This window comes from Cohnella nanjingensis, assembly GCF_014212125.1.
Taxonomy (GTDB): Bacteria; Bacillota; Bacilli; order Paenibacillales; family Paenibacillaceae; genus Cohnella; species Cohnella nanjingensis.
Genome location: NZ_JACJVP010000047.1, coordinates 45,202 through 61,427, shown reverse-complemented (window position 1 = coordinate 61,427; position 16,226 = coordinate 45,202). Strand labels below are relative to the sequence as shown.

General features: G+C 59.8%; 13 protein-coding genes, 1 pseudogene and 1 other annotated feature (1 of these 15 running past the window's edge). Of the genes and pseudogenes, 10 read left to right on the top strand and 4 right to left on the bottom strand.

Going from position 1 to position 16,226, the window contains the following annotated elements:
- Positions 1–99: a binding site (T-box leader), on the bottom strand (it extends 175 nt beyond the left edge of the window).
- An 84-nt stretch (positions 100–183) separates the two neighbouring features.
- The 4 genes from H7C19_RS27685 (at position 184) to H7C19_RS27670 (ending at position 4,449) form a co-directional block, all read left to right on the top strand.
- Positions 184–750 carry a hypothetical protein gene (locus H7C19_RS27685; RefSeq protein WP_185672330.1) on the top strand — a complete coding sequence of 189 codons (567 nt, stop codon included), beginning with the start codon at positions 184–186 and terminating at the stop codon, positions 748–750.
- A 693-nt stretch (positions 751–1,443) separates the two neighbouring features.
- Positions 1,444–3,183: a long-chain-fatty-acid--CoA ligase gene (locus tag H7C19_RS27680; RefSeq protein ID WP_185672329.1), complete on the top strand. Its 1,740-nt coding sequence runs from the start codon at positions 1,444–1,446 to the stop codon at positions 3,181–3,183.
- Between the two features lie 198 nt (positions 3,184–3,381).
- The gene (locus H7C19_RS27675; protein WP_185672328.1) at positions 3,382–4,125 is read left to right on the top strand and encodes an FHA domain-containing protein; all 744 of its coding nucleotides are present in this window, start codon (positions 3,382–3,384) and stop codon (positions 4,123–4,125) included.
- A 135-nt stretch (positions 4,126–4,260) separates the two neighbouring features.
- A complete protein-coding gene (locus H7C19_RS27670) occupies positions 4,261–4,449 on the top strand; it encodes a hypothetical protein (protein WP_185672327.1) in 189 nt (62 codons plus the stop codon).
- 203 nt (positions 4,450–4,652) lie between these two features.
- Here H7C19_RS27670 and H7C19_RS27665 read toward each other — a convergent pair whose 3' ends face one another.
- Positions 4,653–5,357: a YhcN/YlaJ family sporulation lipoprotein gene (locus H7C19_RS27665; RefSeq protein ID WP_185672326.1), complete on the bottom strand. Its 705-nt coding sequence runs from the start codon at positions 5,355–5,357 to the stop codon at positions 4,653–4,655.
- 427 nt (positions 5,358–5,784) lie between these two features.
- Between H7C19_RS27665 and coxB the strand changes: the two genes are divergently transcribed.
- The 6 genes from coxB to H7C19_RS27635 all read left to right on the top strand — a co-directional run bounded on the left by coxB (position 5,785) and on the right by H7C19_RS27635 (position 11,235).
- Entirely contained in the window at positions 5,785–6,822 is a 1,038-nt protein-coding gene (coxB, locus tag H7C19_RS27660) for a cytochrome c oxidase subunit II (protein WP_185672325.1), read from the top strand.
- Between the two features lie 81 nt (positions 6,823–6,903).
- Positions 6,904–8,709: a cytochrome c oxidase subunit I gene (gene ctaD / locus H7C19_RS27655; RefSeq protein WP_185672418.1), complete on the top strand. Its 1,806-nt coding sequence runs from the start codon at positions 6,904–6,906 to the stop codon at positions 8,707–8,709.
- Positions 8,706–9,323: a cytochrome (ubi)quinol oxidase subunit III gene (locus H7C19_RS27650; protein ID WP_185672324.1), complete on the top strand. Its 618-nt coding sequence runs from the start codon at positions 8,706–8,708 to the stop codon at positions 9,321–9,323. Before ctaD ends, H7C19_RS27650 begins: the two co-directional genes overlap by 4 nt.
- A 4-nt stretch (positions 9,324–9,327) precedes the next feature.
- Positions 9,328–9,648, top strand: coding sequence for a cytochrome C oxidase subunit IV family protein (locus tag H7C19_RS27645; RefSeq protein WP_185672323.1), 321 nt, complete (start codon positions 9,328–9,330; stop codon positions 9,646–9,648).
- Between the two features lie 130 nt (positions 9,649–9,778).
- Positions 9,779–10,690: a cytochrome c oxidase assembly factor CtaG gene (ctaG, locus tag H7C19_RS27640; protein ID WP_313732019.1), complete on the top strand. Its 912-nt coding sequence runs from the start codon at positions 9,779–9,781 to the stop codon at positions 10,688–10,690.
- A gap of 83 nt (positions 10,691–10,773) precedes the next feature.
- Positions 10,774–11,235 (top strand): DUF420 domain-containing protein, encoded by a 462-nt coding sequence (locus H7C19_RS27635; RefSeq protein ID WP_185672321.1) that lies wholly within the window; start codon positions 10,774–10,776, stop codon positions 11,233–11,235.
- A 90-nt stretch (positions 11,236–11,325) separates the two neighbouring features.
- Here H7C19_RS27635 and H7C19_RS27630 read toward each other — a convergent pair whose 3' ends face one another.
- From H7C19_RS27630 to H7C19_RS27620, 3 genes and pseudogenes are all read right to left on the bottom strand, one after another.
- Entirely contained in the window at positions 11,326–13,677 is a 2,352-nt protein-coding gene (locus tag H7C19_RS27630; protein ID WP_221469515.1) for a bifunctional diguanylate cyclase/phosphodiesterase, read from the bottom strand.
- Between the two features lie 407 nt (positions 13,678–14,084).
- Positions 14,085–14,472 (bottom strand): annotated as a pseudogene (locus H7C19_RS27625) (DNA alkylation repair protein); the annotation flags it as partial.
- A gap of 72 nt (positions 14,473–14,544) precedes the next feature.
- Positions 14,545–15,408: an RluA family pseudouridine synthase gene (locus tag H7C19_RS27620; RefSeq protein WP_313732029.1), complete on the bottom strand. Its 864-nt coding sequence runs from the start codon at positions 15,406–15,408 to the stop codon at positions 14,545–14,547.
- Positions 15,409–16,226 lie beyond the last annotated feature (818 nt).

Genomic DNA, 16,226 nt, shown 5'->3' with positions numbered 1-16,226 from the left:
GGGAGGATATTCGGCCGGGTTCGAACGTCGGCTCGCAGCAAGCGCCGACTCTCTGGGGTTCGAGGAGTCCGGGGAACGCGTTCCCGTCATTGAATTTATATAATGTTATACTCTTACGTAAGGCGGAAGTCAATCGGTAGTTGCCCAGCGCGCGGCCGAACCAGGGAAAGGGGACGTCTATTCATGAAAAAACTGTTGATCGCCATAATCGTGCTGATCGTCTTCGTCGGGGCGGGCGGGGCATTGGCTTATTGGTACGTGTCGCCCGACAAGAAGCTCGATCTGCAGTACGAGGAAGTGCCGCTCGAGCAGCGCGGTCTCGACATGCTGCGGCGGTTGTCCACCGAGCTCGTCCTGACGGAGGCCGACGTGAACAATCTGGCCAAGGCCTCGATCGCCCGCAATCCGCAGTACAGCAAGGATGTTGTGATTCAGGGAGCGGCGTTCCGCCTGTCCGGGACCGATCGGCTCGTCGCGGATCTCAATATCCGGGTCGCGGACCGGGTGCCCGTCGGCCTGACGCTGACCTACCGGCTATCCTGGGACGATCCCAATCTGACGGCGACGGTAGAGAAAGCGTCCGTGAAGGACGTCGGCTTGCCTGCCGACAACTTCGACGACGTGGTGATTCCGCTCGGCCGCGAGCTGCCGAAGCTGATGAAGGTGAAGGACGTGAACGTAAGGGATGGCGAAGTCGTCGTGTCGTTCCACAAGCCGACGCTGAAGGATCTGCAGGATCTGCTCCGGTAGGCTGGAGGCGAGCCGTTAGAGCGCCCGCGATAGATGCGCCGCTCGGCGCGGTTTAATGTGAGCGGTTCGCTAGCAGTTCGGTCGAACGGAGCTGTCTATGGAGTCAAGTTAGCGGGCCGCCGGTTTCCCGGCGGCTTGTTACGGTCGAGGACCAGCCAAGAGACGTACTGGGTACGATACTTTGGCCTAGAAGCGGCGAAGTTGCGCAAAGAGACGTACTGGGTACGACACTTCGGCCCAGAAGCGGCGAAGTTGCGCAAAGAGACGTACTGGGTACGACACTTCGGCCCAGAAGCGGCGAAGTTGCGCAAAGAGACGTACTGGGTACGACACTTTGGCCCAGAAGCAGCGAAGACTCGCAAAGAGACGTACTGGGTACATCACATTAGCCTTGTTGCGGCGAAGACGAGCCAAATGTACGAAGAACAACACAGAGTGCCGAGAAAGTCTTGGAGACTTCTCAGCGCTTTTTTATTTCGCGAATCTCGCCTCGGCCCAGCGGTTCTCGACGGCCTGGGCCGCCGGAGTTCCAGGCCGTTTTTTTTCTGGCATGCGGCGGCCTTATTAGCGCGTCCTGGCATACGAGGGGCGGGGCTCGGAATAAAATGATCCAAACCCATTCATTTGAAAGCGTTTAAAATTCATCCGGGACGAATGCCGGGAATTCCATTCATACGGGGGAGGAACGCGCGCATGAACGACAACGCCGGCGGCCGCGGCAGCGGGAAGATCTGGCTGCGCCATTATCCGAAGGAAGTACCCGAGACGCTCCGCTATCCGGACGGGAACGCCGCGCAATTCCTGACGGATGCGGCGGGGAAGTTCCCCGGCGGCGAAGCGATGGAATTTCTCGGCCGATCCTACAGCTATGCGGAGCTGGCGAAGCGGGCGGCCCGTCTCGCCAACGCGCTGCGCGGACTGGGTATCGAGAAGGGAGACCGGGTCGCCATCCTGCTGCCCAATTGCCCGCAGGCGGTCGTCGCCTATTACGGGATTCTGATGGCCGGCGCGGTGGCGGTTCAGACGAATCCGCTGTACCGGGAGCGGGAGCTGCGGCACCAGCTGGCCGATTCGGGCGCCAAGGCCGTGATCGCGCTGGATCTGCTAGTGCCCCGGGTCGAAGCGGTACGGGGAGAGACGGCGATCCGGCACCTGATCGTCACCTCGCTCTCGGACGGCCTGCCCTTCCCCAAGAACCGGCTGTATCCGCTCAAGCGGCGACGCGAGCATCCGGGGCTCAAGATCGGCTACGGCGCGAACGGCACGGTGCGCTGGAGCGCGCTGCTGCGGCGCGCGCCGGACACGCCCCTCTGCGAGCCGGCGGACGCCGGAACGGATCTGGCGCTCATCCAATACACCGGCGGGACGACGGGCGTCGCGAAGGGCGTCATGCTCACGCATGCGAACATCATCGCCAACACGATGCAGACGACGGCTTGGTTCTACAGCACGAAGGAAGGCCAGGAACGATATTTGGCCGCGCTCCCGCTTTTCCACGTGTTCGGGTTGACCGTGCTCATGAATCAGAGCGTCTACCTGGGGAGCAGCCTGCTGCTCATTCCCCGCTTCGAGCCGAAGGCGGTGCTCGAGACGATCCGCCGCAAGCGTCCCACCGTGTTCCCCGGCGCCCCGACGATGTACATCGCTCTCTTGAATCATCCGGACGCGAGGGAGGGAGATCTGCGCTCGATCCGGGTGTGCGTCAGCGGAGCGGCGCCGCTCCCGCGCGAGGTGCAGGACCGATTCGAACAGCTGTCCGGCGGACGGCTGAACGAGGGGTACGGGCTCACGGAGGCGTCGCCGGTGACGCACTGCAATCCGTTGTGGGGCTTCCGCAAGCCGGGAACGATCGGCATCCCGCTGCCGGATACGGACGCCCGGATCGTCGGCGAGGACCTGTTCGTCGAGCTGCCGCCGGGCGAGATCGGCGAAGTCGCGGTTCGAGGGCCGCAAGTCATGAAGGGGTACTGGGGAAGGCCGGAGGAGACCGACAAGGTGCTGCAGGACGGGTGGCTGCGGACGGGCGATATCGGCTGGATGGACGAAGACGGATTCTTCACGATCATCGACCGGAAAAAAGACGTGATCCTGGCGGGCGGCTTCAACGTCTATCCTAGAGAGGTCGAAGAGGTGCTGTTCGAGCATCCCGCGATCCGGGAAGCGGCAGTCGTCGGCGTGCCGGACGATTACCGCGGAGAGACGGTCAAAGCGTTCATCGTGCTAAGGGAGGGATGGCAGGTATCGGAGATGCAGCTGAACCGGTGGTGCCGCGATCGCCTCGCGCCGTTCAAAGTGCCGCACCGCTACGAATTCCGCGAAGCGCTGCCGACTTCGCTGATCGGCAAGGTGGTCCGGCGGGAGCTCCGGGAATCCGGTCCGCAAGCCACCGGAGACGGCGCGGACGATCGCGCGGAGAACAGTAAAAAGGATTAAAAGTTTCTAAATTATGGAGAATGTGAATTGAAGCCGAAGGCGCGTTTCGGTATACTGTTTAATAGGGGCATGCAAGAGGCCTTTCTTCTTTTCGACAGTTCGAAAGCGTTTACAATAATCAGGCGGCGACGCGCGCGCGCGGGGGTGAATTCGGTGTCGCTCCGAACCGATAATAGACAAGAGAGGGGGGAGGCATTCATGAAGACGGTCGTGGGCCGGATCCGCATATCCGGTCGGCGGGCGTTCGCAACAATCGGAACCCTGGGGAGTTCCGCGATCGGAGCGAAACCGGCGGCCGCGTCCATGAAGCTGGACGCTACGGCTGCTCAGAATGCCATCGGAACGCTTCCTCTGCTCGCAGCCATGGGGATCGGCATCGTCGTGGCGGCCTTGGCGGTCGTCGCGTTTCTACAGATGACCGCGAGGGGTAAGAACCGCAGGGACGAGTACGCGCTGCCCGACGAAGCCTCGCCCGAGCAGGCGGAACGGGAAACGTCCGCCGACTTGGACGGCGATTGGGACGAAGATCGCGGGGACGACGAAGGCGCGATTCTGCCCGATTATACGATACCGCTATCCAGACTGGGTTCGGCGCCGGAACCCCTCGTTCAAGCCGGAGAGGGGGAGCCTCGGCTCTGCGGCTTGCAGGGCGAGTTCGCGGGCGCCAGCTTCAAGCTGTCGGCGCGGCCGCTCTCGATCGGCAGGGATGCCGCCCAATGCGGCCTCGTCTTCCCGTTCGATTCGGGGGAGATCAGCCGCAAGCACTGCTCGCTGCGGTACGAAGCGGAGCGTGGCGCCTTCCTGCTCGAGGACCACGGGTCCTCCAACGGCACCTTTCTGCCGGACGGGAGCCGGCTGCAGGCGGGCGAACGCTACGAGCTTCGCCCGGGCGAGCGATTCGCATTGTCGGGCGGCCTTCATCTGTTCGAGGTGAGGGTGTAATCCGGTTTTGCTTTCAACCCCGTCCGATAACTGGTATAATAGGGAGGAGCATGAAGTAAATATCATCAATAGGCAGCCGGGGTGTTGACAGTGTAGCGAAACTTGCGGGATTTTTCCGCTGGGAGGGAATATGGCATGGCGAAACGTAGTCACAACGAAGTTCAGGAAAGCCTGCGAGAACTGACGAGAATTTTCCGGCCCAAGGACCCACGCAAGTTCGTAAAAGATTACATTCGGAAATACAGAATTACCGGCGGTTATGAGGATGAACTTACGATGCTCGTGGAACGCGAGTTGCTCAAATTGAATTCGTCCGCTTCCTGAAGCGGAGATGATCGCGGCAAGGGGCCTTAGGGTTCCCTTGCCGCTTTTTTTTCGCGGCCGGACGGATAAGCCTCGCCGGTCCAGGTCCGGATCGAACGGGAGCAGGCCGTTCTCATCCGAGCGATGACGGCATGCCGAAGACCAGCCAGAGGAAGCCGGCGGGCCTTCGCGCCGTTATTTCCTTTATAATATAGCGTCGCTAATTATTTGTCCGTGAGCGGGATCGGCACTTGGTCGCCCAGGCTGAATGTGTATTTGGCCAGCTTGTTGAATTCGGGCGTGAGCGGCGCGAGCGGCTTGCCCGCCCAGGAAGCTCTGGCGAAGTCGAGCATCTGGTTCATGAATTCCTGGTTCGCGGAGATATGAACGCCCTGCACGTTCGGCGCCTGCGCACGGACGTTCAAGGCGATCGTCTGCCTGAATTCGGTGGACAAGTCCGAGATGTCCTTGTGCGAGAAGTAGGAGTTGTACGGCGTCACGATCTTCCGCATGTCCCAGCGGTTGCTCCCCGTATCGACGTTGTAGACGCCTTCGGTCGTGCCGGTGTTGTCCTGCTCGTGCACCCGCTTGCCGCCATGGGACATCGTGCCCGTGGCGGACCGGTCGGTCGTGATGCCGACATACGCGTTCTTGTCCGTCAGGATGACGATCGCGTCGCTGACGCCGGGCAGATTCGATACTTTGTAAGACAGCTTGGAACTATACTCGAAGTAACGGTTGTCGTGCATTTTCGGATCCGTCGTCACGGGGCTGTACGCCCGAACGCGCGCCATCTTCGGGTCGTTCGGCAGACGGCTCCCGTAATCGTGGGCGCTTCGGTGGAACTCGCCTTTGTAGTTGCACGCTCCGAGCAGTCCGCAAGCAAGGGCGGCGACGCCGAGCGACACGATCGCTTTACGCAGCTGCATGCTCCCTTTCCTCCATCCCTCATCCGCTTGATGTTCGTATTGTTCGCCCGGCGGGTAAAAGTATGCTCCGGGCGCCGTACATAAAACCCGGTGCGATTGGTAAAAGATGAGGGGAGGGAGCGGAAGCGGGACCGGGGCGGGATAAGGTCCGAAGCGGGTCCGGATGGCGCTTTCAAATCCTCCGCACAGCGCTTCCGAGACGGTCCGAAGAACGCGAAAACCCTTGAGCGGCAACGATTTTGACAGTTTTGAGAACAATTTGTGAACTGTTCTGTGAACATTGACAAACCGTCGTGCCAAACTTAATATTTATTAGAGTGATTAGAACGTGTGTTGATTGGTTCAACATCGCGCAACACGTAGGTTGCCGCCCGCCACACCTAATGCAAACAGGCAATCTATGAAAAAGTCAAAGTGGGGATGAATGATGATGAATCGGTGGCGCGTAATGAAGCGGCTGCTCCCGCTGGCGGCAGGAATGATTCTACTCCTGTCCGCATGCGGAAGAGAGGACTTGTCCACTCTGAACCCGCAGGGGCCAGTAGCCCAGAAACAATTTGACCTCATGACGCTGTCGATCAGCATCATGGCGCTGGTCGTCGTTGTCGTATTTGCGATTTGCATCTACGTGCTGATCCGGTTCCGTCGCCGCAAGGGCGACAAGACCGTGCCGAAGCAGGTCGAAGGCAATCACACGCTCGAGATCATCTGGACGGTCGTTCCGATCATCCTGCTGCTGATCCTCGGCGTCCCGACGATCAACACGGTATTCGGTCTGTCGAAGGACTACTCCAAAGATCCGAAAGCGCTGCAGGTTACGGTTACTTCGCACCAATACTGGTGGGAGTTCGAGTATCCCGAGTATGGGATCAAGACGGGGCAAGAGCTGGTTGTGCCGACCGGCAAGAAGATTCAGTTCAAGCTGGCGTCCGCTGACGTGACGCATGCATTCTGGATTCCTTCGATCGGCGGCAAGATCGATACGAACGCGGGGACGGGCACGACGAACAAGTTGTACCTCGAATTCCCGAAGGAAGGCGTCTTCCGGGGAAAATGCGCGGAGCTCTGCGGACCTTCCCACAGCTTGATGGACTTCAAGGCCAAGGCGGTCAGCCAAGCCTCGTTCGACCGTTGGGTCGCCGCGATGAAGGCGCCGGCCGTGATGCCTGAAGACAGCAAGATCAAGGAAGCGTTCGAGAACAAGTGCTTGACTTGCCACGCCGTAGGCGAGAACAACGCGGGCAGCAGCGCGCCGAACTTGACGGGTATCGGCAGCCGCCAGACGATCGCGGGCATTCTCTACAACGACGAAAAATCGACTGAAGAGAATATCAAGGAATGGGTTACCGACACGCAGAAGGTCAAGCCGGGCAACATGATGCCGAGCGCGAAAGACCTGGATCTGACGCAAGAAGAGCTCGACGGTATCGCCAAGTACTTGGCCGATTACAAGCTTGACTACTAATACTCTAGCTTCTGCGGGTAATGAAGGAGGTACGCGGCTTTGGCTGCACACGCGCACACAGTCAAGCGTTATCGAGGCTTGATGGACTGGCTGACGACCGTCGACCATAAGAAAATCGGAATTTTGTACTTAATCGCAGGCGGCTTGTTCTTCATCGTCGGCGGGCTGGAAGCTATGATGATTCGGATCCAGCTGATGAAGCCGATGAACGACTTCGTCGGCGCGGATACGTTTAACGAATTGCTCACGATGCACGGCACGACCATGATCTTCCTTGCGGCGATGCCGATGCTGTTCGCGCTGATGAACGCCGTCATCCCGCTGCAGATCGGGGCGCGCGACGTCGCGTTCCCGTTTCTGAACTCGCTCGGCTTCTGGACGTTCTTCGCCGGCGGGGTCCTGCTGAACATCAGCTGGTTCGCAGGCAACGTGCCTGACGCAGGCTGGACGTCTTACGTGCCGCTTGCCAGTCCGACGTACAGCAGCGGCCACGGCGTCGATTACTACCTGATGGGCCTGCAAATTGCCGGTATCGGCACCCTGCTCGGCGGCATCAACTTCATGGCCACGATCATCAACATGCGCGCGCCGGGCATGTCCTTCATGCGCATGCCGATGTTCACTTGGACGATCTTCATCACGTCCGCGCTGATCGTCTTCGCTTTCCCGGTACTGACGGTCGGCCTGGTCGCCTTGACGTTCGACCGGTTGTTCCATGCGAACTTCTTCGAGACCGGCAGCGGCGGCAACGCCGTCCTGTGGGAACACATCTTCTGGGTGTTCGGTCACCCCGAGGTGTACATCCTGATCCTGCCGGCCTTCGGGATCATCTCCGAAGTCGTAAGCACGTTCGCCCGCAAGCGTCTGTTCGGCTACAGCTCGATGGTGTTCGCGACCGTCCTGATCGCGTTCCTCGGCTTCATGGTTTGGGCTCACCACATGTTCACGACGGGCCTCGGTCCGGTCGCGAACGGTCTGTTCTCCATCGCCACGATGCTGATCGCGGTGCCGACCGGGGTCAAGATCTTCAACTGGCTGTTCACCCTGTGGGGCGGCTCGATCCGCTTCACGACCGCGAACCTGTTCGCGATCGGATTCATTCCGACGTTCGTCATGGGCGGCGTCACCGGGGTTATGCTCGCATCCGCGCCGGCTGACTTCCAATACCATGACAGCTACTTCGTCGTCGCTCACTTCCACTACGTTATCGTAGGCGGTTTGATCTTCGGCATCTTCGCCGGCTTGCACTACTGGTGGCCGAAGATGTTCGGCCGCATGCTGAACGAGACGCTTGGCAAGTTCACGTTCTGGACGTTCTTCATCGGCTTCCATCTGACGTTCTTCGTGCAGCACTTCCTGGGGCTCCTGGGGATGCCGCGCCGCGTCTGGACATATCTGCCGAACCAAGGCTTCGATACGATGAACCTCATCAGCTCGGTAGGCGCCTTCCTGATGGGGATCGGCACGATCTTCTTCCTGGTGAACGTCATTGCGAGCGCCGCCAAGAAACAAAAAGTCGCGGACGATCCTTGGGAAGACGGCCGTTCGCTCGAATGGTCCATCCCGTCGCCGCCGCCTGAATACAACTTCAAACAGCTTCCCCTGGTGCGCAGCTACGACGCCTGGTGGAACGAGAAGCAAAAGGGCAACGCTGAGATGCCGCCGGCAGAACCGGTCGGTTCGATCCACATGCCTTCGCCTTCGATCCTGCCGCTCGTTATGAGCATCGGATTGTTCGCAGCCGGCCTCGGCTTCATGTATGATCATCTGATCATCGCCATCGCCGGACTCGTCGTTACATTTGGCTGTATGTTCCTTCGTTCCGTGTTCGACGACCACGGGTTCCATATCGAACCGGAGGAGCAGGAGAAAGGGGTGCACGTATGAGCGCACATGAACATGCAGACGGACACTTGCCGCACGAACCGGAGAAAGCGACGCTAGAAGGACGCAATAAAGTCCTGGGCTTCTGGCTCTTCCTCGGCGCGGAGACGGTCCTGTTCGGCACCCTGTTCGCCGCCTTCATCGCGCTCCGCCATCAGACCCTCGACGGTCCGACGGCGGACCACTTGTTCGAACTGCCGATGGTATTCGCGGCTACGATGATCCTGTTGTTCTCGAGTCTCATGAGCGTGTTCGCCGTACAGGCGATGCACCAGAACCGGGTCAAGGCGATGATCGTCTGGCTGATCGTCACGATCCTGCTCGGACTTTGCTTCCTCGGCCTTGAGATCTACGAGTTCAACACCTATGTCAGCGAAGGACATCAATTCGCGACCAGCGCATTCAGTTCGTCCTTCTATACGCTTGTCGGCTTCCACGGCGCGCATGTCGCGTTCGGCGTATTGTGGATCGGACTGCTGATCGCCCAGATTTTCAAGAAGGGCCTGACGGTCGTCACCGCGCCGAAGATCTACGTGTCCGCGATCTACTGGCACTTCATCGACGTCGTCTGGGTATTCATCTTCACCGTTGTCTACCTGATGGGAAAGGTGGGTTAATCGTATGGCGAGCAACCATTCGGCTTCCTCCGAGGAAGAAACTAGACGCCACAGGGCAGAGGGACCGCAGAAGCATATCGTCGCGTTCGTGATGTCCCTCGCGCTGACGATTATCGCCTTCGCCGCCGTAGCGGCCGGCGAGATCAATCAGACCTTCACCTACATCATTCTCGTCTCCATGGCGATTCTCCAAGTGTTCGTTCAGATGGCATTCTGGATGCACATGAAGGACCGCGGCCATTTGTTCCCGATCTTCGGGATTCTGTTCGGCGTCATCGTCGTGTTCACGATGGTGATCATGGCGCTGTACTGGGTTTGGTGGTAAAATCGAATTAAACTTCAGAGAGGCGGGTCATTCACCCCGCCTCTTTTTTCTTGAGGATAGGCCCCCTCCGGAGACGGAGAAGCCTTATTTTTCCTCGAATTGGACATCATGAAGAAAGGAGGAATGGATGATGGGCTTGCAATATTTCTCGTTCGTCGACTTGTGGAGTCCCTATCTCCTCACGCTGATGCTGGCGATCATCGTCTTGTACACGTTCGTCGTCGGTCCGTGGCGCGAACGCTTCGCGGACAGCGGTCCGGTCGGCTTCGGCCGCCAGGCCTCGTTCATCGCGGGGGTCGCGCTGCTCTATCTCGTGCAGGGCGGACCTCTTAGTCTCATGGGGCACTTGATGTTCACGTTCCATATGTCGGACATGGCCGTCTCTTACTTTATCGTACCGCCTATGCTGCTGTATGGCGTACCGCCATGGCTGTGGCGTTCCGTCTTCTCGCACAAGGCGTGGCGTCCGTTCCGGTTCTTGATGAACCCGCTGTTCGGCCTGTTCGCGTTCAACCTGCTGTTTTCGTTCTATCACATGCCGAACAACCACGACTGGATCATGACGCACTATCGCGTGCACGCGCTGTACTATCTGGCGCTGTTCCTCACGTCGATGATCAGCTGGTGGCACGTGACGTCCCCGGTGCCCGAATGGTCCCGTCTGACGAACTTGCGCAAGCTGGGCTTCATCTTCTTGAACGGCTTGCTCCTGACGCCGGCTTGCGTCTTGATCATCTTCGCCAGCACGCCGCTGTTCGGCGTCTACAACGATCCTCAAGTGTGGGTGAAGGCGATGGGCTATTGCGTCTCGGGAGATCCGTCCGCGCTGCTCTCGAAGTTCGAAGGCGGACCGGCGTTCTTCAGCCTGCTCTCGCCGCTGGACGATCAACAGCTCGGCGGGATCATCATGAAGCTGCTGCAGGAGGGCGTCAACATCATCGCGCTGTTCACCGTCTTCATGCAGTGGTACAAGCGCGAGCGCGCGCAGGACGAGGATCCTACGTTCGATCATGCCGCTTCGGGACGTTTGAACAATGTGTGAAGAAGCCTTTTAACGTTTGAACAACGTTGCGCGGCAAGTTACAATGTAGAGGATTAAGTTCGCTGGAGCAGGTGAGCCAAGACATGTCGAGTTATACGATTATGCCGACGATTAGTACGAGCTTTATCGCCCTGAGCGCGATTCTGGTCGCGATCGGTTGGCGTCTCATTATCAAGCGCAGGCGTGAGGCGCACGAGAAGACGATGATCGCCGCCGCGATCGCCGCGGTGCTGTTCTTCATCATCTACGTGTCCCGTACGATCTTCGTGGGCAACACCGAGTGGGGCGGTCCGGACCACCTCAAGACGATCTATACGATCTTCTTGGTCTTCCATATCATCCTCGCGATGGTGGCCGCGGTGTTCGGCATCACGACGCTGACGCTGGCCTTCAAGAAGAACTTCGCCAAGCACCGCAGATGGGGACGGACGACCGCCGTGATCTGGTTCGCGACCGCGATTACGGGAGTGACGGTGTACGTGCTGCTCTACCTTCTCTATCCGGGCGGCCATACGAAGCCGGTCATCGACGCGATCTTCGGTTAAGCTCTGCACGCCGGCACGAACAAGGCTCATCCCGCAGGACCCTGGGGTCCGCGGGATGAGCCTTTTGCTTTCTCTTGATGATGACCGGATTCAGTGGACGCGCTGCAGGACGAGGCGATGGATGTCTTCCTCCGGCAGCGGCTTGCTGATCAAGTAGCCTTGCATCTCGTCGCAGCCATGGGAGGCGAGGAAGGCGGACTGCGCATCCGTCTCGACGCCCTCGGCGACGACTTGGAGATTCAGGTTGTGCGCGAGCGCGATGATCGTCGATACGATGGAACGGTCGTTGGTGTCGGACAGCATCTGGCTGATGAACGACCGGTCGATCTTCAGCCGGTCGACGGGGAAGTTCTTCAGGTAGCTGAGCGAGCTGTATCCCGTGCCGAAGTCGTCGATCGAGATCGAGACGCCGAGCTGCTTCAGCTGATGAAGCGTGGCGATGGCGCGACCCACGTCCAGCGTCATGGACTCCGTGATCTCCAGATCCAGCAGACCCGGATCGAACCCGGTCTCCTGGATGATCCGCCGGATCGAGTCGGCCAGGTCCTGGCTCATGAACTGCCGGCTGGACAGGTTGACCGACATCCGCAGGTCCGCGAGCCCCGCGCCATGCCAGCGCTTCGCCTGACGGCAGGCCGTACGGAGCACCCATTCGCCGATCGGGACGATCATGCCGGTCTCCTCGGCGAGCGGGATGAAGTCGGCGGGGGAGACGAGTCCTTTCTCTCCGTGCCGCCAGCGGATCAGCGCCTCGACGCCGACGATCCGGCCGCTCGCGATGTCCATTTGGGGCTGATAGACGAGGAAGAACTCTCCGCGCTCCAGCGCCTTGCGCAGCTCGTTCTCCAGCTGTACGCGCTCGGTCAGCTCTTCGTTCATCGTCTGCCGATAGAACCGGAACGTGTTCTTGCCTTCCGCTTTGGCGGAATACATGGCCGTATCCGCATGCTTCATCAAGGCGATGCAGTTGTCGCCGTCATCGGGATAGAGCGCGATACCGATGCTAGCCGTGATGTGAATGTCCCGGCCGCGCAGCGAGAAGGGAATATCGATCTCCCGGTTGATCCGCGCGGCGATGCATTGGATCGCCTCCCGGGTGACGCCCTGGGCGAGCAGGACGGAGAATTCGTCGCCGCCGAGGCGGGCGATGATGCCGGCGTCGCCGACGGCCTGACGCAATCTCGAAGCGATGGCGCGAAGGAGCAAGTCCCCGATGTCATGGCCCTGCGAGTCGTTGACCAGCTTGAATCGGTCAATGTCGAGGAAGAGGACGGCCAGCGGTTGAACGTCGGCGGACGGGCCCGCCAATATCTTCGTGACTTGCCGTTCGAACAGGCGGCGGTTCGGCAGACCCGTCACTTCATCGTGATGCGCCATATGCTTCATGCGCCGCTCGGACATCTTCCGCTCCGTAATGTCCCGGACGATCGTGTAGACGCCGACGACCTCGTCCTCGACGACGACCGGCACGTTGGTGTTGTTGACCTCGATGCGGCTGCCATCCCGGTGCGTGAGCGCGCTGTCGAAGTTGCGGGACTGTCCGCCGACGGCTTCGATAAATTGCGTTCTCGTCGTTTGCCGGAATTCCTCGCAGACGAGATCCGTCGGCGGCATCGCCAGCAGCTCGGCGCGGCTGAATCCGGTCATGTGCTCGGCCGCATGGTTGGCGTCAAGCAGGCGGCCGGTCAGCGTGAAGGAGAAGACGCCGTCCTGACTGTGGCGAAACAGCGATTCGATGCGCTTGTCGCGCTCGAGCTGCTGCTTCAGCTGCGCGAGCCAGACGCGTTCGATGAAGGCGCAGACCAGCGAGATGCCGAGGACCAGCAGCGTCGAGAGGCCGATCGCGAAGCCCAGCATCGGAGAGCCGGATTGACGTCCGGTGCCCATCATGGTATGCGCATCCGATTCGAAAGCGGTAGCGGCCATGCCTGCATAGTGCATCCCGGCAATGGCAACGCCCATGAGGAGGCCGCCGAACGCCCGCTTGCGCCACCCGCCGGCGCCGCCGGGACGGAACGCGATCCACAGCGCGGCGGTCGACACGGCGATCCCGATGAGGACGGAGGCGGCGAAGAAGAGCGGGTCGTAACGGACATGCGCGTTCAACCTCATCGCGGCCATGCCTGTATAGTGCATGCCGGCAATGCCGATGCCCATCGCGAACCCGCCGATGAGGAGCCGCCTCCGGCTCAGGTTGTCTCTGCCGACGACGTAGAGCGCGATGCCCGATGCGAGAACGGATATGGCGACCGACAAGAGGACAAGCCGATCATCGTAGCGGACTTCGATCGGGAGGCTCATGCCCAGCATGGCGATGAAGTGCATCGACCAGATGCCGATCCCCATGGCGGCGGCGCCGCAAGCGAGCCAGCTCGAACGGGAGCGTCCTTTGGACTTGGCGACTTGCCGGCCCATATGGAGGGCGGTGATAGAAGCGATCACTGCAATGAGAATGGACAATGCAACCATGGACCCATTGTAGGAGCTTTGGAGTTGAACCAAAAGAACCACCCTTGAGGCGTATTTTCAATCAGATGAATTTACCAGTTGACAAAAACCGACATAATCTGATTTTACCGGGTCTTGGGCGGATTGAACAGGCCTAAACTTTACGGGAGCAAGGAATGCTTGTACCGCAAGGCTCGTGCGGGGCGGAACAGAGGGAAAGGCGGTCGGACTCGCCGCATAAAAGAGCCGGAGCTGGAGCGCTCCGGGCGGCCGACAGCAAACGGAACATCGCTTCAGTCCATGTTCATTACTTTAATGAAAAAACGGACAGCTGCTAAGAATCTGCAGATGTCCGTAGAGGCGACAGTTTAACACCTTACATGTTTGCGTTTGAAACCAAGTTATCCTTTATCCACTGCCTTTTGTATATTTTCGGAAGCCAGCAGAAACTTGCTTTTTGACTTGTCCCGTTTGACTTCTACCGGAGGTCTCGACTGCCTTATCATGGAGAGGCAAATAGGAGATCCCCACGGCGTAAATAAAATTGTTCATCGCGTATTTCGTTCTTTCGGGAAAATCGTGAATCGTGTTTTCCGCCATTTCAAGCATATGGGCGAGTTTGCTTTCGGAAAATGCACCGTCCGGTCGATTGCCCAAAAGCCAGCAGTAACAACTCCAGCCCGCTGACCTTCGCAGCTCTTCGCTGCTTGCGATCCATTTATCCGCAACTTCTTGCGCAAGATCCGATTCTGCCAAGGTTACGGCCACTACAAAATCGGACAGCATATAAATGACTAACGATCCGTTAAGGATACGGTATTGCCGACGTCATCAAAGTCTCATAAGCAAAGCAGTCTTTCACTAAGGACGAGCCTCGTCTTTAAACGCGTGAAGGAACGACTTCGGAATCTCCGTCTCGAAGCGCATCGTCTCGCCGCTGACCGGATGCGCGAAGGCCAGCACGCGGGCATGCAGGCCGAGGCGGGTCAGCGCTTTGGAGCGGGAGCCGTACTTCTTGTCCCCGACGACGGGATGGCCGAGGTCCTGCATGTGTACGCGGATCTGATTCTTGCGCCCGGTCTCAAGCTCTACCTGCAGCAGCGAGAATTGCGGGCTCGCGCGCAGCGTCTTGTAGTGCGTGACGGCATGCTGTCCGTCGTTCGGATAGGGGCTGGAGAACATCTTGAGCGTCTTGCTCTCTTTGAGCCAGGAGGAGATCGTGCCTTCCGGCTTTTTGACGTTCCCTTCGACCAGCGCGACGTACGTCCGCTCCAGCACCGCCTCCTGCCAGTTGTTCTGCAGCGCCTGCTGCACGTCCTCGCGCTTCGCGAACATCATCACGCCGGACGTGTCGCGGTCGAGCCGGTGCACGACGAAAATGCGCCCCGCGGGATCCGTCCGCCGCACGTGTTCGTTCAGCTGGCGATAGGCGGTCACTTCGTTCTCCTGCGTGGAAGCGATCGAGAGCAGGCCGGCTTCCTTGCTGACGATGATGAGGTCGTCGTCCTCATAGAGAATCGAGAGTCCGACGAGCGGGGGCGCCTGGTCCGGCTTCTCCATGCTGATCGTCACGGCGTAGCCGGGCTTCAGCGGATGATTGTAGGCGGTCACGACACGATCGTTAACCGACACTTGGCCGCGCGCCAGGATCGCCTTCACGGCGTTGCGTCCTTGATGGGACAGCTTGGCGAGCAGGAACGCGAGCAGCTCGGCCGGCTCGCTCACGGTGTAGGAGCGGGTCCGGTCCGCCTTCGGCGACGAGGGTGCGCGCTTCGGCCCGCTGCGCGCTGGTCCGCTGCGAGCGCCGGGCCTGGCCTCGTTGCCGTCACGCCCGCCGCGGCTGCCAGTCCGGCCACCGCCGTTCGCTGCAGGAGAGCCGCCAACACTGCCGGAGCTGCCTCTCGCTCCGCGCCCTCCCGCGCTGCGTCCGCTTGAACCGCCGACGCTGGCTCCCCGAGCCGCGCGTTCGTCTCCCGGCCGGCCGTCGCCCCTCGCGCCTCGGAATCCGTCGCCCCCTCCGCGTTTTTCTCCTTGCCGATGGCTCGTCCCGTTGCCGGGCGTTCTCTTAGTCATCTCATTAGCCTCCGATAGATGCGCCGGGCAAGTTCGCCGGCCGCGCTGATCCCTCTATTCTAAAGCATTCGCAGCCCCGCAACAAACCGAATTCCCGCGCGGTTCGCCCCCACTTCGCAGACGCACGGACCCTGATCAGCACCGATCCGCTGTCTCGAGGAACCTTTTAACGATCAAAATGCCGGTTATGTCCACCTCCGCAAGCTCATTCGGGTGCGCGATAACCGCAAATTGCGGTTATCTCCGCCTCCGCGAGCCTCAATCTGTGTGCGATAACCGCATAATACGGTTATCTCCGCCTCCGCGAGCCTCAATCTGTGTGCGATAACCGCATAATGCGGTTATCTCCACCTCCGCGAGCCTCAATCTGTGTGCGATAACCGCATAATGCGGTTATCTCCGCCTCCGTTAGCCCAATCGGATGCGCGTTAACCGCAAATTGCGGTTATCTCCGCCTCCGCGATCCTCAA